Origin of the sequence: Flavobacterium chungnamense, assembly GCF_039539165.1 — a bacterium.
Lineage (GTDB): Bacteria > Bacteroidota > Bacteroidia > Flavobacteriales > Flavobacteriaceae > Flavobacterium > Flavobacterium chungnamense.
Genome location: NZ_BAABCS010000018.1, coordinates 84,925 through 108,375, shown reverse-complemented (window position 1 = coordinate 108,375; position 23,451 = coordinate 84,925). Strand labels below are relative to the sequence as shown.

18 protein-coding genes are annotated in these 23,451 nt (G+C 29.8%); 3 read left to right on the top strand and 15 right to left on the bottom strand.

The genetic code is table 11. The features are described from left to right. Position 1 precedes the first annotated feature (1 nt). The gene (locus ABD771_RS10095; RefSeq protein WP_345094117.1) at positions 2-5,932 is read left to right on the top strand and encodes a DEAD/DEAH box helicase; all 5,931 of its coding nucleotides are present in this window, start codon (positions 2-4) and stop codon (positions 5,930-5,932) included. Between the two features lie 41 nt (positions 5,933-5,973). On the opposite strand, the gene ABD771_RS10090 is transcribed toward ABD771_RS10095, so the two are convergent. The 6 genes from ABD771_RS10090 to ABD771_RS10070 form a co-directional block, all read right to left on the bottom strand. Next, a complete protein-coding gene (locus ABD771_RS10090) occupies positions 5,974-8,010 on the bottom strand; it encodes a DEAD/DEAH box helicase family protein (RefSeq protein ID WP_345094115.1) in 2,037 nt (678 codons plus the stop codon). Positions 8,011-8,066: 56 nt separating this feature from the next. Beyond that, positions 8,067-8,234 (bottom strand): AAA family ATPase, encoded by a 168-nt coding sequence (locus ABD771_RS14330; protein ID WP_425556475.1) that lies wholly within the window; start codon positions 8,232-8,234, stop codon positions 8,067-8,069. Between the two features lie 124 nt (positions 8,235-8,358). Next, positions 8,359-9,558 carry a reverse transcriptase domain-containing protein gene (locus tag ABD771_RS10085; protein WP_345094113.1) on the bottom strand — a complete coding sequence of 400 codons (1,200 nt, stop codon included), beginning with the start codon at positions 9,556-9,558 and terminating at the stop codon, positions 8,359-8,361. Between the two features lie 302 nt (positions 9,559-9,860). Further along, positions 9,861-10,265 (bottom strand): hypothetical protein, encoded by a 405-nt coding sequence (locus tag ABD771_RS10080; RefSeq protein WP_345094111.1) that lies wholly within the window; start codon positions 10,263-10,265, stop codon positions 9,861-9,863. An 82-nt stretch (positions 10,266-10,347) separates the two neighbouring features. Further along, positions 10,348-11,361: a hypothetical protein gene (locus ABD771_RS10075; protein ID WP_345094109.1), complete on the bottom strand. Its 1,014-nt coding sequence runs from the start codon at positions 11,359-11,361 to the stop codon at positions 10,348-10,350. A 108-nt stretch (positions 11,362-11,469) separates the two neighbouring features. Further along, positions 11,470-11,943, bottom strand: a complete 474-nt coding sequence (locus ABD771_RS10070; protein WP_345094107.1) for a hypothetical protein — start codon at positions 11,941-11,943, stop codon at positions 11,470-11,472. 211 nt (positions 11,944-12,154) lie between these two features. On the opposite strand from ABD771_RS10070, the gene ABD771_RS10065 reads away from it, so the two are divergent. Further along, positions 12,155-14,272 carry a DUF262 domain-containing protein gene (locus tag ABD771_RS10065; RefSeq protein ID WP_345094105.1) on the top strand — a complete coding sequence of 706 codons (2,118 nt, stop codon included), beginning with the start codon at positions 12,155-12,157 and terminating at the stop codon, positions 14,270-14,272. Between the two features lie 35 nt (positions 14,273-14,307). Here the strand turns inward: ABD771_RS10065 and ABD771_RS10060 are convergent, their stop codons facing one another. Further along, complete coding sequence (locus ABD771_RS10060) at positions 14,308-14,676, bottom strand: hypothetical protein (protein ID WP_345094103.1); 369 nt, start codon at positions 14,674-14,676, stop codon at positions 14,308-14,310. Between the two features lie 662 nt (positions 14,677-15,338). Here ABD771_RS10060 and ABD771_RS10055 point away from each other — a divergent pair. Beyond that, complete coding sequence (locus ABD771_RS10055; protein WP_345094101.1) at positions 15,339-16,832, top strand: Fic family protein; 1,494 nt, start codon at positions 15,339-15,341, stop codon at positions 16,830-16,832. A 238-nt stretch (positions 16,833-17,070) separates the two neighbouring features. Here the strand turns inward: ABD771_RS10055 and ABD771_RS10050 are convergent, their stop codons facing one another. The 8 genes from ABD771_RS10050 to ABD771_RS10015 all read right to left on the bottom strand — a co-directional run bounded on the left by ABD771_RS10050 (position 17,071) and on the right by ABD771_RS10015 (position 23,447). Continuing rightward, a complete protein-coding gene (locus ABD771_RS10050; protein WP_345094099.1) occupies positions 17,071-17,775 on the bottom strand; it encodes an SIR2 family NAD-dependent protein deacylase in 705 nt (234 codons plus the stop codon). Between the two features lie 74 nt (positions 17,776-17,849). Next, positions 17,850-18,293 carry a hypothetical protein gene (locus ABD771_RS10045; protein ID WP_345094097.1) on the bottom strand — a complete coding sequence of 148 codons (444 nt, stop codon included), beginning with the start codon at positions 18,291-18,293 and terminating at the stop codon, positions 17,850-17,852. Between the two features lie 57 nt (positions 18,294-18,350). Further along, positions 18,351-18,797 (bottom strand): hypothetical protein, encoded by a 447-nt coding sequence (locus tag ABD771_RS10040; protein ID WP_345094095.1) that lies wholly within the window; start codon positions 18,795-18,797, stop codon positions 18,351-18,353. 24 nt (positions 18,798-18,821) lie between these two features. After that, complete coding sequence (locus ABD771_RS10035; protein WP_345094093.1) at positions 18,822-20,216, bottom strand: WG repeat-containing protein; 1,395 nt, start codon at positions 20,214-20,216, stop codon at positions 18,822-18,824. A gap of 15 nt (positions 20,217-20,231) precedes the next feature. Beyond that, entirely contained in the window at positions 20,232-20,933 is a 702-nt protein-coding gene (locus ABD771_RS10030; protein WP_345094091.1) for a hypothetical protein, read from the bottom strand. Continuing rightward, a complete protein-coding gene (locus ABD771_RS10025; protein WP_345094089.1) occupies positions 20,914-22,287 on the bottom strand; it encodes a hypothetical protein in 1,374 nt (457 codons plus the stop codon). The genes ABD771_RS10030 and ABD771_RS10025 overlap by 20 nt, the downstream gene beginning before the upstream one ends. A 41-nt stretch (positions 22,288-22,328) precedes the next feature. Beyond that, positions 22,329-22,610, bottom strand: coding sequence for a hypothetical protein (locus ABD771_RS10020; RefSeq protein ID WP_345094087.1), 282 nt, complete (start codon positions 22,608-22,610; stop codon positions 22,329-22,331). A gap of 432 nt (positions 22,611-23,042) precedes the next feature. After that, positions 23,043-23,447 carry a hypothetical protein gene (locus tag ABD771_RS10015; protein ID WP_345094085.1) on the bottom strand — a complete coding sequence of 135 codons (405 nt, stop codon included), beginning with the start codon at positions 23,445-23,447 and terminating at the stop codon, positions 23,043-23,045. Positions 23,448-23,451: the final 4 nt, after the last annotated feature.

Below are 23,451 nucleotides of genomic sequence, written 5' to 3'. Positions count from 1 at the left end.
TATGAATACATTCGAAAAACTACTCGATAAAGATCCAATCGGAGCCTTTGATAAAATAAAACAAAACTATGTTCGCTATTTTAAAACAATGTATAAGTTTGAAAATAATGAACTTGATGCGAAAAAAAACACGGAATTAGAAGACGAATCTAAAGAGAATATATACAAACAACCCTATTTAGAAGTTTTACCAGAATATACAACTGCAACTTTAAAAGGAGTAGAAGTAAAAACTATTGAAGAACTCATACCTCTTTTTTCAAAAGGTTTTAAAAACCTAATTGATGGAGATGATTTTATAAAAAAATTCATCAAACCAGGTTTAATGAATTATCCTCCATATGGTCATCAGGTTGAAATGTATACTAAAGCATTTTTAGATGGTAACAACACTGTAATTACGTCAGGAACGGGCTCTGGTAAAACAGAATCTTTTTTACTTCCTCTTTTTGGTCAGTTATATAAAGAAGGGAAAAATTGGGAAAGCCCAAATTACAATCAAAATAATTGGTATGAAGGAGAAAATGGAGCAAGGAAAAAATATAATAATACCTATCAACGCCTAGGGGAGAATAGAACTGCTGCAGTGAGAGCAATGATTATGTACCCAATGAATGCCTTGGTTGAAGACCAAATGACAAGGTTAAGAAAAGCTTTAGACTGTGATGAAGTTCGAGAACATTTTGATTCAGTAGAAGGTTTAAAAGGAAATCGCATCTATTTTGGCAGATACAATGGGCAGACTATTGGGAAAAAAAAGTTTGATAGAAAAAACAATAGTGATCATAAAAAATGTCAAGATGAACTTAATAAATTAATTACCCTTTCAAATACTATTTCAACATATACAGAAGATACCACTAATGATCAAGATGTAAAGTATATCTCGCCTAGATTGTCTGTAAACTCTCGAACATCTGAAATGATAACCCGTTGGGATATGCAAGAATTCCCACCGGATATTTTGATTTCAAACTTTTCTATGTTGAGCATAATGCTAATGCGAGAAGCGGAAGCGTCAATATTTGAAAAAACAAAAGATTGGCTCAAAGATGAAAATAATGTATTTCACCTGATTATTGACGAATTACATTTATTCAGAGGAACAGCTGGAACAGAATTGGCTTATTTGATGCGTATGTTTTTTGATGCTATTGGAATTGAACCTGTCATTGACGATGGAAATGGAGGCAAAAAACCTAATAAACAATTGCGCATTTTAGCATCAAGTGCTTCATTGGGAACAGAGGATCAAACACAAAAATTCCTTGAAGAATTTTTCGGAGTCTATAATTCCGACGGAACCAAAGCTTTTAGCATTCAAAATGGCACAGATTATCATCCAGTTTCAACCAAAGTAATTGATTATACCAAATTTGAGATTATTAGTACGGATTATCCTTTTTTAGATAATAATGATAAAAACATCAAAAAAAATGAATTAGCAAATGATTTGCGTTATGAATCATTGAAAACGTTCTTTGATGAAAATGCAGAAACAATTTTTGCGAAATTCAAATCGGAAACAAAAATTGAAGATGAAAATGGAGTTCGCCAGGTGCCTAAACCATTACAAAATATAAAAAATACAATTTTTGAAGGTAACGAAAATGCACTAAGAGGATTTTTAATAATAAGAGCAGATTCTGAATTAAAAAACTTAAAATTACCTCGAATTCGTTTTCATCAGTTTTTCAAATATATCGAAGGCTTGTGGACAGAATTATTACCCCAGGTTCAAGGCCAGCCACAACAACCTTTTGGACAATTAATGTATCAAGCACAAGAAGTTTTTGATAATGGTAGTGAAATGCACAAAGTATTAGAATTATTAAGATGTGAAGGTTGTGGAGCAGCTTTTATTGGTGGAAACGCTAATAGAGTTGCAAATAGAGTAACTTTAAGTTTGAATAGTCCTGAACTTGAAAAAATTCCAAACCGAAACCCTACACCTATGGTGCAAAATAAATGGTTTCACGAATATGCAGTTTTTTGGCCTACAGAAAAAGAACCTTCAAATCAAAACTCAAACTTCTTTCTATTAGATTCTGATGGTGATCGAGAAGATTTTAATTGTACTAACAGACAAGGATTATCCGCTTATAATCAAGTGAATTTAAGAGCCAATTGGCAAAAAGCAACAATTAACCCATACAATGGTGAAATAAAAAGAAGTTGGACTGGAGATGCTGGAAGTATTAAAGGATACGTGTTTAATGTTATTAATAACAATAATAACAATGAAAATCCGGAACTAATTGCTTTAAATTATGCGCTTGATAATCCCATTCAAGCATTACCACATAAGTGTCCATCTTGTTCCAGAGATTATACAAAACGAAAATATACAAAATCACCAATTAGAAATTTTAGAACAGGTATAGCTCGTAGCAATCAATTATTAAGCAAAGAATTGATTTATCAATTAAGTGGAGAAAAACCAAAATTAGTAGGTTTTTCAGATAGTAGACAAGACGCTGCTGATCAAGCTTTTGGCATAGAGCAGGAACATTATAGAGATATGCTTAGGCTATTGTTTTTGGAATGTATTAAAGAATTAACAAAGCCGGATAAACAAATTTTAAATTTAATTGAAAAAACAATTGAAATAGGTTCTGCGGTTTTTACGATAATAGATGCTGAATTTGGTGATATTAATAATAGACATCAAATTGCAGCTGAAACTATAGTAGATAATATTACTGCAAGAGCAAACTATTTAAATCCCCAAGTACATTTCAATTTAAGAGATTTAGTAGATGTAAATGGTGGTGAACTAAATGGACTTTTAGTAAAAAAATTACTAAAATTAGGAATAAATCCTGCAGGTGTCGAGTTTGACAAACAATTTGTAAATGGATACCACTGGAGCACTTTGTATGAAATTGATGTTCAAACTAATAATATTAGATTAAGATCTTTAAATGAAATTGAAAATGAAATTGGACATCTACATGATTTTGATCGAATAAAAACAGAAGTAAAGCAAAATTTATTTTCCTCTATCTATCAGAATAGTTTTGGAAAATTTATGGCTTTGGATACAGAAAGCGCTGGAATTGGATATATCTCATTTAAGTTAAACGAAGCAGATGTGCTTGCTTTAAGTAATCTTCTGCCTCCAGCAATTAATGCAATAGAATTTATGAATGCTTTTTTACGAGTATTAGGTGATCATTATAGATATACCGATCCTGATTCAGGTTTTACTGCTGATCCTAAACCTACTTTTAATGATTTGTCTGCAAGTATAAAAAAACCTATCATAACTTTTTGTAATCAAAACAGTATTGATTTAAACTCTCTTGTAGATCAATTAAATATAATTTTAGAAACTAAATGTTCTCAAACAAACATCGTTCTTAACCCTAATCATTTGCAATATAATAGTGTTTTGCCTCAAAACCCTTATTATAAATGTACAAATTGCAGTAAAATTCATTTGTACAAGGGTATGGGAATATGTACTAATACACAATGCTTGACCCCGCTAGATGATATACCTAATGGTGTAGTGCAAGATTTGAATTTGAATAACTACATTGGATACGACTTATTGGTAGAAAAGAGAAATCCAATCCGTTTACATACTGAAGAATTAACAGGGCAAACAGACAATCAAGCGGAACGTCAATTAGAATTTAAAGGAATCATATTAGACAATCAAAATTCTTTTAAAGCAAAACTTACAAAGGAAATTGATATGATTAACGTGACTACCACAATGGAAGTTGGTATCGATATTGGGAGTTTAGAGGGGATTTTTCAAGGAAATATGCCTCCTACTCGATATAACTACCAGCAGCGTGTGGGTCGAGGCGGTCGAAGAGGTCAGGCTTACTCTTGTGCGGTAACATTTTGTAGAGGAAAAAGTCACGATAACTATTATTATCATTCGGCTACAGATGAAATGGTTGGTAGTGTACCTGTTGCGCCTTCATTATCAATAGCACCCCATCAATTACCACAAGGTGGTGTTTCGATTAAAACATCAATAACAAGAAGGATTTTAACCAAAAATATCCTGAAATTTGCATTTATTGAATTGATGCCTATTGCAAAAGATCAATATGGACAGAATGACATAAATGAATCGATTCCAATTTTTTCAGACACTCACGGTGAATTTGGTCATATTTTTCTTTGGGATACTGTACAACCTTTATTAAGGGAATGGATAAATAATAATCATTCTTTAATTCAAGATTATGTTCACAAATATTTAAATCAATTTAATTCGGGTGATCAAATTCAACACAATATAGATGACTTATTTAGTTGGTTTACTGAAACTATGGTTGATGATTTGAATACAGCCTATAATCAAAAAACAACCAATAATGGTTTAGCAGAAGTTTTTGCAGAAGCGGGTTACTTACCTATGTTTGGAATGCCATCCAGTACAAGAGTAATGTATCATGGAATAGATTCAAATAATAATGATATTAGAACTATTGACAGACCTGTTGAGCAATCCATAACAGAATTTGCCCCAGGTGCAATAAAAACAAAAGACAAAGGTTTTTATGAGTCTGTAGGATTGACTATTCCGATGAATTATAGGAATGGCAATAATGCTGGAATTTATTCTATGGAAAAATTTGATCCAAATTATAATAATTTTGAAAAGTTTAATGCCTTAGAATACAGTTTCAACTTAAATATTCTAGAAGATGGAAGCATTAGTACAATTTCTGCATATGACCCTAACTTTCAAATTGATGGGAATATAACTCCAAAACGATTAGTAGTTCCAAAGGCATTCCGTACTTTAAGAATTAGAGGAAATAGAGGTGCTGCTTCTGATAATTCAGATACCAGAAGCAATTTCAGTTCCGCTTCCATTTTTGCGATAGAAGATGGAACTACTGTTGCTGAAACAATTGAGAATTGTAATGTCACTTTATTTGGGGTTTTTGAAAACACAAAAGGAGAAATTTGGCATATCAACGATAATAACCGAAATTATTTTAGAGGAAAAGAAATTAGTGGGAATTTCCAAACACCTACTGGATGGATAACTGAACCAAGTATTATTAATGGACAAGATCGTAATTTCTTTCCTAACTTCATTGTAGATAATCATATAAATATACCAAATTATGAATCATTTCATGGTGAAATTGCACTTGGTGTAAAGAAAACTACAGAAATGATTAAAATAGAAATCAATCAAATTCCAAATGAAATTTGTTTGAATGTGAATGATCCAGAAAACAATAATTCCACTGCTATAAAGGCGGCTTTTTATTCAGCTGCTTTTATATTACAACGTTCATTGGCTCATAATTTAGACATTCAACCCAATGAAATTGAAATAAGTGAGTTGAAAATCAATCAAGAAACAGGAGTACCCTACCTCTATCTGTCAGATGCATTACCAAATGGAGCAGGATTTGTTAGTTTTTTATTAGAAAAGTCAAATGGTCAGATAACTAATTTAGAAATACTTATCAAAGAAATTGTTAATGGAGAACATCCTTTTGTTAAATCTATTATTAGTAATGAGCATATTAAGCAATGTAAGACATCATGCCAAAAATGTTTAAACACCTATGATAATTCAGGATATCATCATATCTTAGACTGGAGACTTGGCATTGGTTTACTCCGATTAATGATCGATCGCGATTTTAAATTTGGTTTTGATGCTAATCTTAATTATCCAGAATTAAAAGACTTGTCAGATTTGATAAATGATACCACAACCACTTATGGCAAAATTTTAGATATAAAAGTTTTAATAGGAGCTTATAATTTAAAATATGTAAGTAAAAATGATTTTGGAACAATTACAAATAGTTTTGTAAAGCATCCACTGTGGAATAAAAATAATATACAAAACAACACTAATTTGTTTGTCCCCGGAATCCAAATAAATAATTGGTTAAACTTTTTTGAATTATTAAGAAAACCAGCAAATTCGAACTAAATTAAAAAAACCCAGTTTATTATTTTAAACTGGGTTTAACTTTAATTATAAATTTCACAATAATCAGCGTGATCATTTGCTACTTCGTTCAAAAGTTTAGCATACTTAGATTTGGGATTTTTTAATGTAATTACTAATGTATCTATGGGTCTTGATAATATCATATATAACCATTGTGAGCATACTTTATCTTTTGTTTCCTGCAAAGACAAACCTTCTTCTGCAACACTGATCGTTTTTTCAATATCGTATAAAAAAACATCTAAATTATTGGAAATAACAACCCATCCTTCTAAACCTCTACAACTTTGATAATTGAAAACACGACAAGCATCCATATCGATAGGAGTGATACCTTTGTTTTTTTCAATAGTTCCATCGTGTATAGCAACATCACTATGTTTTAAAGTTTTATGAATTGTATCATTTGAATTTACTAATAATAAAATGTCATAAGCCGCATTTTTACATTGATTCACACAATACTGATGTATTTGCTTATAATCATTTAAATTTAATTCTCTATTGAAAATTTTAACTTGTCCTCCGGTAATCTTATTATTAACTTCAATCTTATCATCAAAATCAATTCTTGTACTCACATCCTTTATAAAATGACATAGATTGGATTTTTGTCTATATGAAATATTTAAAGAGAGTTTATAAACCGAAGTTGTGCCTTCACTCCAGTTTAATGGTTCATTATTACGTAATAATTGATGGGAACCATAAGAAACAATACAATTATTACTTCCAAAAATTGAATACAAAATGTCTCTTTCTTGTGGATACCAATCCTGACTTTCATCTATGAAAACATATTGATAATTCAGTTCAGGTAAATTAGTCTTTAATTCTTCAATATCGTTACTATCCGCAACTCCAATAAGAGCTAAAAGTTCAGTCAATAATGAATTGTATTTATTTGTAAAATTAATTTTAAAATAATTTTGTTTTTCTACAGCAGTCAGATTAGAAGGTTCTACTTCATAAATTCCAAATTCTATAAATAAACTTCGCATCAATTTAAGGAAAGTACTCGTTCCTATAGAAGCAGAACTGGGGTCATCTTTAAATCCTGCCAATCTTGAAAGACGATTTACATCAGCTATTAAGGCCTTATTGTAAGTTATAATTAAAGAGCGAGATCCTTTTTCAATTGCTAAAAAATAACTAAATCGTAATAATATCAATGTCTTTCCACTACCAGGAATTCCAAATATAATTAGGGTTTTATTTCCAATACAATCATAAGCTTCTTTATACAAACCATCTAATTGTTTCTGTATAACCTTTTCCATTTTCTTTCTAGATAAATCGCCTTGTTGAACAAATACTTCTTTATCATAAAAAGTAAATACATTTTCTAAATCCTTATTAAGTGTTGCTAAATTTCTATCATCAACTGCACTTTGAAAATATAATTTACCGCTCTTAGCTGCTGTTGGTGGATTTTTCGCAAATGCAACTTCTATAAATTTTTTAAAATCAATGTCATTTCCTAAAATAATATTTTTCAAATTAGTTTGCCCCCAACCTATACTGCCTAAAAAATTTGGAAGCCAAATTAAATTTGTAATGTAAATGTTTTTGTCTTTTAAACTTGGCTGTGATTTAGAAATAAAATTTTTAAGAGAATATTTTTGTTTAGTATTTTGATCATAAGCGGAACTCTTTTTTCCTTTATAATCCACAACAATATCATTAGTCGAAATTAAAACTCCTGAATTATTATGCGATTTTAATTCAATATTCAACAACATTGATTTAAAATTTATTTCCTTTTTTGTTTTATCACTCACAATTTCATATTGTTGAGTTTCCTCATTAAAATATTTATGTGGGCAAAAAACACTATAAAAATAATTTTCTAAATTAATCCAAACTACAATATCAATATCTTCAGGATCTTCTCCAACTGCTTTAAAATTTGGTTTAATTAATATTGTGCCATTTATTTCATTTTTATTATGAAATTCATTTTCAAATATAGATTTAAGAAGAACAGCACCAGAATACTCATCAGATCCTATGCCTGATAATACTTCTTGTCCTAAAATTTTAATTGTTACTGACATATACAAATTATATTTATAAAAAATGTTGTTTTTTTTAACTCCAATTAAGCTCTTCTTCAACAAAAAACAAGTTCTTCTATCCCATTTTTTAATAATAATAACAACTTTGAAAAAGAACTTTTCCCACTATTGTTTGGACCTGTTAGTATAGTTATTAGTCTGATTTCAAATTCAGTATAGTCCTTAAACACCCTAAAATTTTTAACGCCAATTTTTTTTATCATCGTAAATTATTTTAAATAACATCGTTTATATTAATTAATTTCTATATTGAAAAAGGAGCCACAGTTTAGCGATAAACCCTTAATTGGCTATTTATGTTTGTAATAAACTAGTGGCGCTTTGCCCTTAAACGGCATTTTGGTGGCTCCTTATTTTTTTATATTTTGTTATATTGGCATGCACTGAGGGAAGCTTCTTGATGGTATTACTATCTATTGCTGCTATACGACAAACGGAACGAATCATTTCATGAATTAATTTATCGGCATATTTCCATTGTCCATGATCTTCTCCTAATGCATACCATCGAATACGGTTGGCGTATTTCCCATTAATCTGTTTTTCTATTTTCTTAATATAACGATTCAACAGCACTTTTTTATCCACACCTTCTGCTTCTACAATGGCTAAAATAGCCTCTCTTTTTAATCTTACAAAAGGTTTTAACCAATTTTTTATTTTATCTGGATTAACTTCTTTTTTTGTGTCATAATGTTTCATGCCTAACCACTCCACCCCTGACGATAACTGACTAATAATGGTTTTGGTCGGCGATAGTTTTAACCCTAAATTGTGTACAATCTGTTGCAGTTTTTCTAATTCTAACTCTGCTGCTTCTTTACTTTCGCAAATTAATGCAATATCATCTACATATCTAAAATAATTGGTGTTATTTTTATATTCGTTATCGATTTGAGTTGCCCAAAGTTCTGATAAAGGTGTGGAAATGCTTAAACCCTGAGGTAAGCCAGGAAAAGTTGTTTCACTCTCCTTACCCCAAGCATAGCCTTTTCTGGTTTTTAATTGTGAACTCCACTCGTGTAACAAATAAGATACAATTGGATTGGGATTCAAACTATCAAATAAATCAAGTAATTCCTTTCTTGGGATGGAATCATAAAAAGAGGTTATGTCTGTTCTTAGAATCCAAGGATTCTTATGTCTTTTTGATTCCTCATCAAAATTTGTTACGACTTCGTAGGGTGTTTTTTGATATAGTGGAATGTTCTTTTCTTTTGCGGTATCAATTATGGCATTGTGTACAACCTTTAAAACAATTTGATCTCTTAATCTAGGAATAAATAGCCTTCTTACTCCCCCATTGCTTTTAGATCTTTCTAATTCTAACAATGGTGCAAAAGTGTACGTTTTATTTTCAATTTTACGAGAAATTTCTGCAAGATGTAGCTCTATCTTTTGTTCAAATTTTTCGCACGATAAACCATCTAAACCAATTGGCAGGTTCTTGACCTGTTTTAGGGTAGCTGGTTTTCTCATACACCAATAGGTAGTTGTAAGGTTTGTTATAGAAAAAATTTGTGCCATCTGATTCTTGTTTTAAATAAAGTTATTTGAAGATTGATTCAATAGTTAGGTTGTGCTTTCTGTGGCAGCAAATGCATCCATTTATCCATTTTCCAATTGTCATATATTTGTTGGGTAGAAAAGTTCCAACCGTCAAAGTATAAATGATCAAAATTTAATTGTAAATAAGGATGGTAGCACTCCTGCATTACCTTAAACTTTTTATACTCGCGCGATAATTTTATATATCCATTTTTTACTCCATAAGCAAAAAGAATGTGTTCCCTAAAGATAATGATATACTGGTCCAATAGTTAATAATTTTATGGCATAAAACCCATAATCCAATCTTTATCAGTGCTTGGACCGTTTGTATGAAATTCTATAAAGCCATCATCATTGTCTTCTATTTCAAGGTGCCAATAAACGCCACAAAGTTCATAGATAAAGTTATTTATTATAGAAAATTTTTCGGAAGCATAATTTCGAAATTCATCATTCAAAATATTCTCAAACCAATCTAAAATATCATCAGTGATAATTGGATTGTTTTGTTTAATATTATTTATCCAATCCGTTCCGTTCCAAGCATACATTTCGCTTGTTTTATCAATATCACAATACTCTAATACTTCTATTGAAAACTTCTCTAAAAATTCAATCAATTTTGCTTTGTGTTCAATATCTTGAGATCTTTTAGAACATTCAATTATTGCAGAACAATTCATTTCTTTGCTATTTATAAATTAATAACGTTTTTATCTTAACCGGACTTTACTTTTATTCTATTTTTTTTAGACCAGACTATATTTACATACACTTTAAATAAAACCATACTAAACTTGCTGTAATTCTCACAAAAGCATCGTCTTCGGAGTCTGGTTGATAAGGATAGGTCATTTTATAAATGTATTCTTGAATATTTGCATTTGGCGTAAATAGATATAAATTAAGTAATGGTGTATTACCAAATTCATAATCTAAATAATCGATTACTGCTCTTTCTTTGACACTTAGGTCATTCCATATTTTATGGAATTGTTTTTCAACTTTTATTTCATCAATAAACTCATTTGTAAGCAGTTCCTTTTCATTAAAGAAAGTTGAATAAGCTTTGTATAGTAAATCAAAAAAGCAAGCAGCTATATTATTGCAGTCGCATGTTTTTTTGCCTACTACACTAGGTAACTTACTTATTACATTGGTTACTAAGTAAGGATCTATATCTGAAGAAACATTGAACTCAGATTTTAATAATCGATAAGCGCCTAAGTTTTGTCTCCAATTGTTTTTAGTCTTTAGCACTTTACTCTCAAAAGCAGCAATAATTAATGAATGAAGTGAAAATGGATATGTAATCGTTTCGTCATACGTTTCAATAATTTTAGATATTATTTTTTTTCTGAATGGTTTTTTAACAGAATCGGCATAGACCTCAGTGAGAAATTCGCAGTCTTTTAGCAGCATTTCTCCAAATGAATTTTCCTTTAAAGGAAAATAAATTGTGTTATTATTATGTTTGATTACTAAAATACTATCATCCGATAACTTTTTATCCTGTAAATCTATTGGATTCTCTATGGTTAAACGAATACCACTTTCGGGTAAATCTAAAACAAACTCCCCGTCCTTATTAAATAAGTTATATAACCAATTTGCTAATTCAAATCGATGAATGTAATATTGATTAATTTCATCGTAATCGTTTGTTTTCTCGGTAAAAACAAAGTGATAAAAGAGCTCTTTAGCTGCACCAAAAAAAAACATTTTTTCGTTTTGAGCGACCAAAGTCACTTCAAAATCTGATTCAATCATTTCATTCATAAATACTAAACTTATAAAATTGGTATCTTTAATTAGTTGATGTAAATATATAAAAATGTTTATAATTATAAGACTATGTTAGGTATGGCCAATTTATTGACTGTATTTTTAAGATAAAAAATCATCTAAAAAAATCAAAAAATTTTCTTTATTTTCATCAGCGTTTTTCCCGAATTGTATATGCAAAAGCTCAAGGAAGTCATCATGTAAATCATTTTTAAAAAGTAATGTGGTTTTGCCCAAAAAATTTACATCATACGATAGATGATTTCCTTTTAGATCATTACGAAAAATATTAAAATCCGAATCGTTCCATTGGGAAGATTGGTGTTTTTGATAAATTACATATAAGTTTTTTAAATCGTCTTGATTATAAATTCCATACTCTTGATCGACAAGTGCATCAATAAAAACAATTGCAGGATACAATTTTTTCCATTCTTCTAGATTATCACAAAAACAAAAGGCCCCCACACCACTATAGGAATCGCTTGTAAAACAGGCATAGCCATCTATTGTGCTTTTATTGGATTGGGTGTTGTGAAATAAATCAAGTAAAATATTTAAATCAGGTAGTTCCATAGCTATTGTTATTTTAATTTTATAAAGATATATATTCTAAATGTGGTTTTTTATAATTTGAAAGTTCTATTTTTGTATGTACTGATAAAACTACATTTCATTACTGTTGAAGAACTAATTAATGAAATAGTAAATTCAGAATAAGCTCAATAGCAACTTGCAGTCGTTTGGGTAAATTAGATTCAATAATAAATAATTTTTTAAATAAAAAATGAAAGAATTACAATCATTAGATGATGTCTATAACAAAAAACTATTTCGAATTCCAGATTATCAAAGAGGATATGCATGGGGAATAAAGCAACTGACCGATTTTTGGGATGATTTAATTTCATTGGATGGAAGTAGATTTCATTACACTGGTGTTCTATCTATTAAAGAAGTTCCAGAATCCATTTGGAAGCATTGGAATGATGAAAAGTGGTTGATAGAAAATAGAAAATTTACGCCATTTTATGTAGTTGATGGTCAACAAAGACTTACAACAACTTCTATTTTTTTGCAATGCTTAGTAGAACAAATTAGAGGTTTATCAAAAAATCAAGACCTGAAAGACGACTCGATTTATCTAGGCTCTTATAATTTAAAAGAAATAAAAGAGAATTACATCGTTTTATCACAACCGCCACAAAACATAATTAACACCTACAAATTTGGTTATGAAGCCGATAACCCTTCGTTTCAATTTTTACGTTACAAAATTTATAATGAAGCAGCTGCAGGTACCGTAAATGAAACGTTTTATACCTTGAATCTAGAAAATGCAAAGCAATTTTTCAAGACTAATATTCAAGAACTAGTAAGTAATAAAGGGGAAGAAATTCTTCAAAATTTATATGAAAAACTAACTCAAAAATTATTATTTAATTTATATACGATTAGTGACGACTTTGATGTTTTTGTTGCATTTGAAACAATGAATAACAGAGGTAAATCATTGTCTGACTTAGAATTATTAAAGAATCGACTTATTTACTTAACAACTCTATATGGTGAAAATGAGGTAAAAGAGAATGACAAAATTGCTATAAGGGATAATATTAATGATTCTTGGAGAGAGATTTATTATCAACTTGGAAGAAATAAACATCAACCGCTAAATGATGATGATTTTTTAAGAGCGCATTGGATTATGTATTTTAAATACTCCAGAAAAAAAGGTGATGATTACATTCGTTTTTTATTGGACGATGAATTTTCTCCAAAAAAAGTATTAGAAAAAGTGGAAGTAAAGACCAATATTCTTCAAAAAGTTGAAGAATTAAAAGATTCAGATAATGACGATGATGATTATAATGAATCTGATGAACTGTTTGAAACTTCAAAATTTGCAAAATTATCTATTAAAGAAATTAATAATTATGTATTAAGTTTGAAATCTGCCGCCAAACATTGGTATAACACTTTTAATCCGGAATATAATAATGATTTAACTACAGAGGAAAGTATCCTTTTAGACCAATTAAATAGAATTGGAATTGCTTATTTTAGACCATTAGTTTTAGCATCGTTCGTTAATAAAGAAATAAAATCGGATGAAAGAATTACTTTATTAAAGGCTATCGAAAGATTTATATTTTTAGAATTTAGGGTGTCTAGAGCAATGTCGACCTATAGAAATAGTGTTTACTTTAATGCTGCAAGGGATTTATATTATGGTCAAACAAGTATTTCAAATATTATAGATTCTCTAAACGAAGATTCAAAAGGCCTTTTTAACAAAGACGGCTCCTTTAAATTTTCTTATTTCAAGGATTATATTGATAGAAAATTCACCTCAGAGGGTAGCGGTTTTTATGGTTGGAATGGAATAAGATATTTTTTATATGAGTATGAAGAAGAACTTAAGAAAAGTAGAAATCAGCCTAAAATTTCGTGGAAGAATTTTGTTAAAAGTGAAAAAGATCAAGTTTCAATAGAACACATTCTACCACAGACTCCTTCAAAACAAGGTTGGCAAGATTATTTTTCGGACTATTCAAAAGAAGATACAATCTATTTGACAGGTTCTCTTGGTAATTTATTGCCACTCTCTTCAAGTATAAATTCAAGTTTACAGAATGACATATTCACTGATAAAAAAAGTGTAAAAACAGATGCTCAAGGGAATACCATTCGTAACGGCTATTCAAATGGATCGTATTCAGAACAAGAAGTTGCAGTTTTGCCAAATTGGACTGCTGAAGAAATTAAAATAAGAGGAATAAAACTTTTAAAGTTTTTTGAAAAACGATGGGGTATTAAATTTAATAATGAAGATGAAATGATTGACTTATTACATTTAAATTTTTTAAATCCAAAAGCAACGAATGAGGAAAGTAGTTTTTAGTACTAAATAAAGAAAGGGATTATTATTTTCTTTATTTATATAAATCTATTTTTTCTTGCATCGTCGTACCACTGTTTAATTTCTTGTCTTCGTCCATTATTTTCGAAAGTTTCCATTACTACTTTTTTAAGCGTGTAATGGAGTTTTCGTTCTATTAGTTCTGGTGCTTCGGTAATTGGAATGAAAAAGATTTGTTCTTTTTCGTAAGCATCAAAATTGAGTTTGAGTTTAACTGCACGGGTATATCTTTCTATTACTTGAATAGTTATATCCATATATAGAATTGTTCCTTCTTGTACGCAATAGTTTTCACCATTATCACCAGGTATTGGTAGTTGAATTTTAACTTGAGGATGAATTAGGTTTTCGAGTATAAAGTCTATGTATTTTTGTCTGAGTACCATTTTTGTCATTTTTAGTTTACTTAATGTTTCTTACAATTGTTTCATCCCATCGGTAGCTTTTTCGGAAAGGTTATGCATTTGCTGAACTTACTTTTTGATTTTATCACCGCATTTTTGCGGTAATTATATTAAATAATCTCCGCAAAGATAAAAGACTATTTAGAAGATTTATATTTATTATAACTTACTCTACACTTCATACAATTGCTGCATCCCATCGGTTGCTTTTTCAGAAAGGTAGAAGATAGAGCGTTCGTCGTCAATATCCATTTCGTTTGCTGATGGGTCGATTACTACCATTTGGCTTGCGAAAAGAACATAGTTTTATCAATACATTGTCGAATACACTAACTATTGTTTATCGGATAATATCCTTTAAAATATTTTAAAATGTTATTCTGAGAATATCTTAAACTTGAATAATTCCATTTTTTTAACATTTCAATATTCAATTATTTAAAACAAAATTAAAGCAGTTTCTTGAATATAATTATTCTAATTTATTCGTTTTACTGCTGTATGTTTTTAAAATAACTTTTTTACTAGAAGAATATCTTTTTTACTGCAATCTTTTAAAATATATTGATTTTAATAATTATTTTACATAAAGATTTATCTTTTTTATTACATTTACTGCTTTACTAACTTTTTTACCGCATTTTATGGCATTACAAAAAGCAGGAAGCCTCTGGTTGGCAGCACATTTTGAACTTAGTAATTATCGCATAACTCATAAATCCTATATCGGTACAAGGGATAAAATTGAATTGGCTTATGACGGGAGTATCGAACAAACCTATGGACCCAAGTATGCTCCTAAAAAAGTTACTGCAATAGGTCATATCGAGTTTATGTTCAAATATGATGATTTAAATCTTGATCTTTTAGTGGCAGTATTCCGAAAATTGGAGGAACAGGAGCTTGTAAATTATATTAACGAAAGCCCAAGTGGTCGTTATTCAAGAAGGATAGGTTATTTGTATGAATGGATAACTAATAGAAAATTAAACATTACAAATGATATCATTGGTAATTATATTGACTTGCTTGACACAGAGCGTTATCTTACTGGTAAAATCATAAAAAATGCCCGTTGGCGTATTAATGATAATTTATTAGGTATTCAAGAGTTTTGCCCTATAATCCGAAAAACACAATCCTTAAAAATGCTACTTACCAAAGACATTAGGACTGAAATTGAAGGACTTAAAAACGACTATTCTCCTGAAATATTTCAACGTGCCAGTCAATATTTATATCGTAAGGAAACTAGATCGTCTTACGAAATTGAAAGCGAAAAGCCATCGCTTGATCGTGTTGACCGTTTTATTACTATACTCTATCAAGCAGGGAAAGAGCCTTTTTCGGATGTAATGGCTGAAGAGAATTTAACTATTCTGCAAAATGCAATTGTTGACCCACGCTATGCTCAACCTGGTTTTCGTGATTTCCAAAATTACATTGGGCAGACCAATTATAGAGGTGAAGAAATTTATCATTATATATGCCCACCACCTACTATGGTTGACTCTATGATGAAAGGACTTACCGCCACAGAAGAAAAAACATTAGGAACACCAGAAATTGTACGTGCTGCAATAATTGCCTTTGGTTTTGTTTTTATACATCCCTTTGAAGATGGAAACGGACGCATCCACCGCTTTTTGATACATGACATGCTCACCCGAGATGGTTTGTTAGGGCAAGGTATGATTATACCTATTTCGGCTCACATGCTACAAAATATGGCTGAGTATGATACTGTACTTGAAGATTATTCGAAACCATTGATACAACGTGTACGTTTTAATATTTCGGAAAGTGGTGATTTGAGTATTGATAATACAGATGATATTAGCTCTTATTTTAGATATCCTGATCTAACAATGCAAAGCGAATATCTTGCCAAAACAATATTCTCAACCATACAACAAGACTTATTTGAAGAACTTTTTTTTCTTGAACGTTATGATGAACTAAAAAAGAAACTCCAACATTTGATAGACATGCCAGATAAGAGATTAAGTGATGTTATAATGTACCTTCATCAAAATAAAGGGGTATTCCCCAATCGAAGAAAAAAACAATTTGAAGAGATTACTGAGGTGGAATTTGAAGCGATAGAAAGCATTTATTCAGCAGTATTTTCTAGATAAACTTCGGGTAATAATTTTGATACTGAGATGTTAATTTTTTAATCTTGTTGGTCAATTTATTGTCCGAATCGCCTAACTCTAGTAACACAATCAAATCAATATCCATTGGTGTTCTAGTGCGACGATGCTTACCACCTTCTTTAGGGAAAGGTACATAATGTGATAAGGGATTGGCTGGACTTACTTTTACACTTTATCATCGCATAGATACTAAAAGAATATAAAAGATTTGTATTAGTTATAACTTACTCAACACTTCATACAATTGCTGCATCCCATCGGTAGCTTTTTCAGAAAGGTAGAAGATAGAGCGTTCGTCGTCAATATCCATTTCGTGTGCTAGTGGGTCGATTACTACCATTTGGCTAGCGAAAGGCACATAGTGAGGCAAGGCATTGGCTGGACTTACTTTTAGAGAAGTTCCTACTACTACAAACACAGCGCAGGTAACTGCTTCTTTTATGGCTGCGTCATGAATTGATTGATCTAACCCTTCTCCAAAAAACACAATATGCGGACGGAGTTGCGATTGTTGTTCGCAAAGGTCGCCCAAAAGTACGTCTCCTTCCCTATCGTATAGTAATTTGGAATTGGCTGTTGAGCGTGATTTCATAAGTTCTCCATGCAAGTGGATTACTTTGGTTGAACCCGCTCTTTCGTGAAGATTATCTACATTTTGGGTTACCACTACTACTTCATAGTGTTCTTCTAATTTGGCTATGAGTTCGTGCGCTAGATTAGGTTTGGCATCGTGGCATTGTTTTCTTCTTTGGTTATAGAAGTCTAACACTAGCGCTGGATTATTGTTCCAGGCTTCAGTGGTGCATACGTCTTCTATTTTGTAATTATCCCAAAGACCATCTTTTGAATCTCTGAAGGTTTGTAGGCCACTTTCGGCTGATATTCCGGCTCCTGTGAGGAAAAGTATTTTTGGTTTTTGCATGAGTATCGTATTTATATTTTCTAAAAAAAAATAAGCTGAAATTAATAAATGGTTGGATTGGAATCGTTATTATTTTACTCTTTTTCAACCATATACCTATTAAGAATACTAGCTTCAATTACATTTATTTCGAAAGGTTTTTCAATCACTTGAAATTGATAATGCTTAGCAAAAAGATACGGATTGAATGGCTTGTCGGTTGAAGTGAGTTTAATCGATTTATTCGTTTTAAAAAAAGACTCCATATCATTCATCAAATAAAAATCATCTGTATTTAGTTCTAAACAGCTGTACATTAATTTTACTTTTTGATAGAAATCGTTGTAAAAGTAAATTGTTTTTTGATTGTCATCTTTTACAAAAATAAACTGTGCTTTGAATTCTGCGAACATAAAACCATTAGGCCAATCCTGAGGATAGGAATAAAAATAATACCCTTTACTAGAGTCGTTATTTATTGTTACCTGTTCGAGTAAATCTAAACGTAACATTCTATGTTTTTCAATGGTATTTACCATTTTCAATCTTTATTATTATAGGACTACAAATTAAATTAAAAGATTATTTTTATAATCTTATTTTTTAGGAAACTCACAAAAATTATAATAGATAACTTGACTATCATCGACATAATGTTGGAATGTAATACAATCTAAAATCCCTGGTTTACCATTAAGTGTAAAATAGTGGTTTGTTTTTCTATCAATGTTGTCAAAATGAAAAAGTCTAAATAAATTATAAAATCCGAATACATCTAAGTTTGTAAATGGATTGTTTTCTGTCATACCAACCCCTCTTAGGATTTGATTGCAGCCGTCTGTCAAGATTTGCAATTCTTCATCATCAAAATCTGACGGAGGTTGTTGAAATGAATCGTGTTTTCTGTAAATCTCAGGGCCTTTTTTTAGATACATCCAAGCCTTAGAAAAAATATATGGAAATCGATTGTCCTCCATTATTTGTTTCTCTTCTTCAGTAAAATTATCTATTACCTCGTCTAATGCTTTTAGTTGATTTTTCATAGTAGTTTGTTATAAATCTTATTTTTAGAATGGCAAATCAGAATCGTCCTCTTGCTCGGTCAATGAAATATTGCTTGTATCTAAATCCATTTCCTCTTCCTGATATGCCTCGTATTGGCTTTTATATAATGCTTTTAGCCTATCTGAAAGCAAGTCGTAACAAAATACTGGTGCGATTTGTAAAGCAAAACTACCTATTTCCTCGTCATCTGAATATAATAAACTTAGGTATTCAAAAGTTGTAGGATTTGCTTGTAATGCTTGTTTTATAAATTGCTTGTTTACAAATAAATCATCTGGAATTGAATTAATTACAAAGCTGTTTTTTGTGATTTTTTCTAGCCAACTATTTTGATTCGTATTTACATTAATTGTGTTTTCTTGATTGATCGACTCTTCTAAATTAATGTGTTCTTCTTGTTTGAGTATGTTTCCATTTAAATCAATAGTAGCATAAGTACCGTAACCATTTAACATTTCATCTTCCTCAATTTCTAAACTAAAATTATGATAAAGCTTTTTTGATTTATACTTTGAGCACTCTATTTTTCTTATTACAGAAAGTGGTATTATGTGTTTTTTCGGAAATTGTGGGAAACTCGTTGCAAACCACTCTCTATTTTTATTATGAATATTATTGAAACATTCTTTCTCTATCCATTCCCCTCTTGGATTTTTAAATGTTGGGCTAATTATCAAAACTTTAGCCATACCCTTCTTAAATGAAGAGGCATAACCAAATTGAAAATCGATAATGACCTCCCCTTTTGCGTTAATATAACCCCATTTACCATTTAAAGAGACAGCGGCAAGACCTTCGCTATACTCTTTGCCATTATCAAAACAAAATGGAGTCGTCGGTTCTAAATTTTCATCATAATAACCACTATCTACAAATAATCTATTTTCTGAAAATTTAAATTCACCATACATTTTATTTTTTTCGAGTTCAGCAATTAGCTTTAGTTGGTTATTGTTGGCATCATAATGGTATAATCTTTGATTTAAATCATGGTCTTGAATAAAGATAACATTATTATCAAATGCTGAAATATCTCTTGCGTCGCTGTAGATAATTTTACCACTACTATCCATTAAATCATATTGTTGATCTTCGCCAAATTTAGAAAAACAAACTAAATTATTATTTTGAAGAGGCTGCATGTAAGTATAAATTGTTGGTAGCAATAATTGTCCTTGATTATTTTCTAAATTATAGAATTCTAAATGATCTGGAAAGAGCTTTTTATTAATAAATACTATCTCTTTATCAGTTAAATTATTAATATCTTTATTTAAGCTTGCTAAAATGTCTTGTAATTCATAACACATTCCTACTTGAGCATCAATAGTATTTTTATAAAACACTTTAGAAAGTTCTAAAGTAGGTTCAAGCTTAATTATTTTAACTTTTTTCATATCAATTTAATTTCCCTAAAATGGAAGTTCTAAGTTATTGTTTAAATTTCTTTCCACATTATGAGACGGTTCGTTTCTGTTGCAAATTTCATCATATAATTCCTTTCCTAAAACATCAATCCATTGATGTGGCAATTTGTCTCTATGGTCGCAATAAATAGAATATACTTCTGGTGTGATATTTTCAAAACCTTTTTCAACCATATATGATGCTAATAATTCACTGTATGCTTCTATTTTATTGTTTTTTTTATCAACATTTTGTTCTAAAAAATCTTTTAAAACGATGTCAAATTCATTATTAGTCCTATTATTAGATAGAAAATAACTACTGAAAGTACTATCTGTATGAAATTCAGAAAATAGACCTATTTCGTACAAAGTAATGCCGTTATTGTTTAAATTATTATTGGTTATTTTTGCAGAATCTGTAAAAATTTCAATATTATTTTCTTCATCAATTGAAAAATCGAAATAATGAGACATTAGATTAACTGATTCATATCCAACATTACCAAGTTCATCTTCACAAGACTCCACCCAATTAAAAGTAGTAATAGTATTCAAATTTTCATTAGTTATCAATGATTTTAAGTTCTCTTGAATAGCATTATTTACTTGTGTAATGAAAAAATTTATATTGTTAACATCTTGTTTGTATAAAACAATGCTATATTCCTCATCAACATTACCATAGTTAATCTTGTAAAATCCCATTATTATTATTTTTAGAAGTTTTAATTAATCGAATTGCAGCATTCAAGACAAGCCAATCATCTTGATAACCAAAGAAAGGAATGGAATCATAAATTAATTCTTCTTCGTCAAAAAGATACGTTAGTGACCAAATAGCAATTTCATTTTGTTCTTCAATTACTAATGACAATAAGTAATTCATCTGATCTTTTATACATTTTTTAATTTCGTCGGAATCTTTAGTAATCACAAAGGATTTGGAATAGTCAACTATTTCCTCTTGGGTCATTGGATACCCTACAGTCATTTGCATCAGGTTAATAAACTTATCATAAACGGTGGTGAACGTATTCTCTGTTAAAATCTTGATTGCGTCAATATTGGACTCCCCTTGTATATGGGCGCAAAAATTGAAAATGACTTGTTTATCTATAACACTTGAAGTGTAATGGTGAAATGGTTCAATTAACAATCCGTTTATATAATCTGAAAGATCTGTATTTATGGCTATTTTCAGTATTTCTAATGCTTTTTCTTTTGTTGGTTTTTTCTCTAGATTGCCAAGGAAATAGTGGACAGCATCCATACAAATTTCTTTTTTATCTTCATCCTGTAATGCTATAATTAATAAAAAGATAATATGACCATAAATATAGGCTTCGCTGCTACTTTTATCTAAAACATCATAAATTTCATTTTTTTCAGAAAGCGAATAGATTAAATCAATTGATTCTGATGTTTTGATACAAAATTCTAAAACATGCTTGAATTGATTTGTAATGTGCTCTACATCATTATCAAATAGCAGATCGGGATTATTCCCAAGTAATTTTTCACCTAATACGGCAATGCCCTCATTTCTGAAACGTTCAATTATGTTTACTGCTGTCCAATTGAAATGGGGTTTCTTTAAATTTTCATTTAAACCAAGCGCAGCGTCTTCAAAGTTGTTTACTTTTTTATTAGTTGCCTCAATAGTATCCGTTTTACTGATCATAACATAATCAGCAGCATGGATAATCTCATGCAATATTGTATCATCATATTCATAAAAATCATCACTAGCATAAATTTTTTTTTCAATAATCTGCCTTATCGTATTTTGGTAAATTCTGAAATAAAAAATAGTATTACTGCTTTGATGTGCATCAAAAAGGCCTAGAATATTTTCGCCATAGTCAGATTCTAGCTCGAGATTAACATGAAAAAAGATATCATCAGATGAAAATAAGCTATTTACTTTTTCAAATTGGAGTTTAAATGACTTTCTAATTTCAATTAAAATTTGGTTAAAATCTAATTTAGGTGTAACGTGCCTATAATCAAATTCAAAATTCATCCTAACCCCTGAGTTATCAATTATTTTAATTTCCATGCATTTACAATTTTGATGCTTTTAAAGAAAATCTATTCAAATTATTTAAAAAAAATAAAACAAAAAAAAGTTACTATTACTAAAATAGAAATTATTAATAGTATTATTTTTTGTTGAAGTTTTCTCTTCTTTTCGAGAATTATATTTAAGTATGTTTGTTCCTCAAATAAAACTGAATTACAATAACGACAGCAGGTTTCATTTTTCTTATCGGGTACAGCAAACGTATCATTATAATCAAATACTACTGCTGTTTTATCAAAATTTGCTGGACAATTTTCATTGACTACACAAACAAAATTTAATTTAGATATATCTTCCATTAAATTATTTTATTTATTTTTTAATTATATTTTATTAACTCAAAAGACTGCTTTTAAAGCTTACTTTTTTTGGAATAGATTGTTTTTTTACTCAGGAATTTTACTTGATTTTTATTTAATAAAACAAAATGATTGATCTCTTTCCAATTCCTGCTTATTTCATCTCTTGAATTTATCGAAGATGCATTTACTATCACAAAGAAATCATTATTTTTATGAATTATTTGAATTTTATCAAATGTATTTTGAATAGTAGCAGTATAGGGTGTAGTTGAACAATCTTCTAGTCTTTTTAAATCCTTGTAATCCCCTTTAAACCATTTTTTGAGATAGCCTAAATGTGTCTGTGAACATTGATAACCTAGATCTAGTGCAGTTAAAATTTTACATTTTAAATTACTTCTATCTGATTTATGTTCGCCATCCCAATTCTTATGAATAATAATTAAAAGAATAAATATGTTCTTCAAATTCCCATTCATCACCACCACTTTCATATTTTAATTCTTTGTATTTTTTAAGTTTTGTTATAGAATACCACCATCTACCTTCAAGACCTTTAATTATAATTTCACCATCACCAAATCTACTATCATAAAAAAAACTTTCAAACTCACCTTCAAATCCATCGTTCATTTTTTTGAAGAAATCATTTAACTTTGATAACTTAACTATTTGTCCAGTTTCCTTATTTTTTAATGTCAAATCATCATGAAATTTAATCATTTTTTTTTCTGTGGGAGCTACTTTTTTAGTTCTTTTAAATTTTGATAAATGCTCATCAAAAATCCGATTAAGAATGACATTTACATTTTGAATTGTATTTTCTACTTCCATGGTA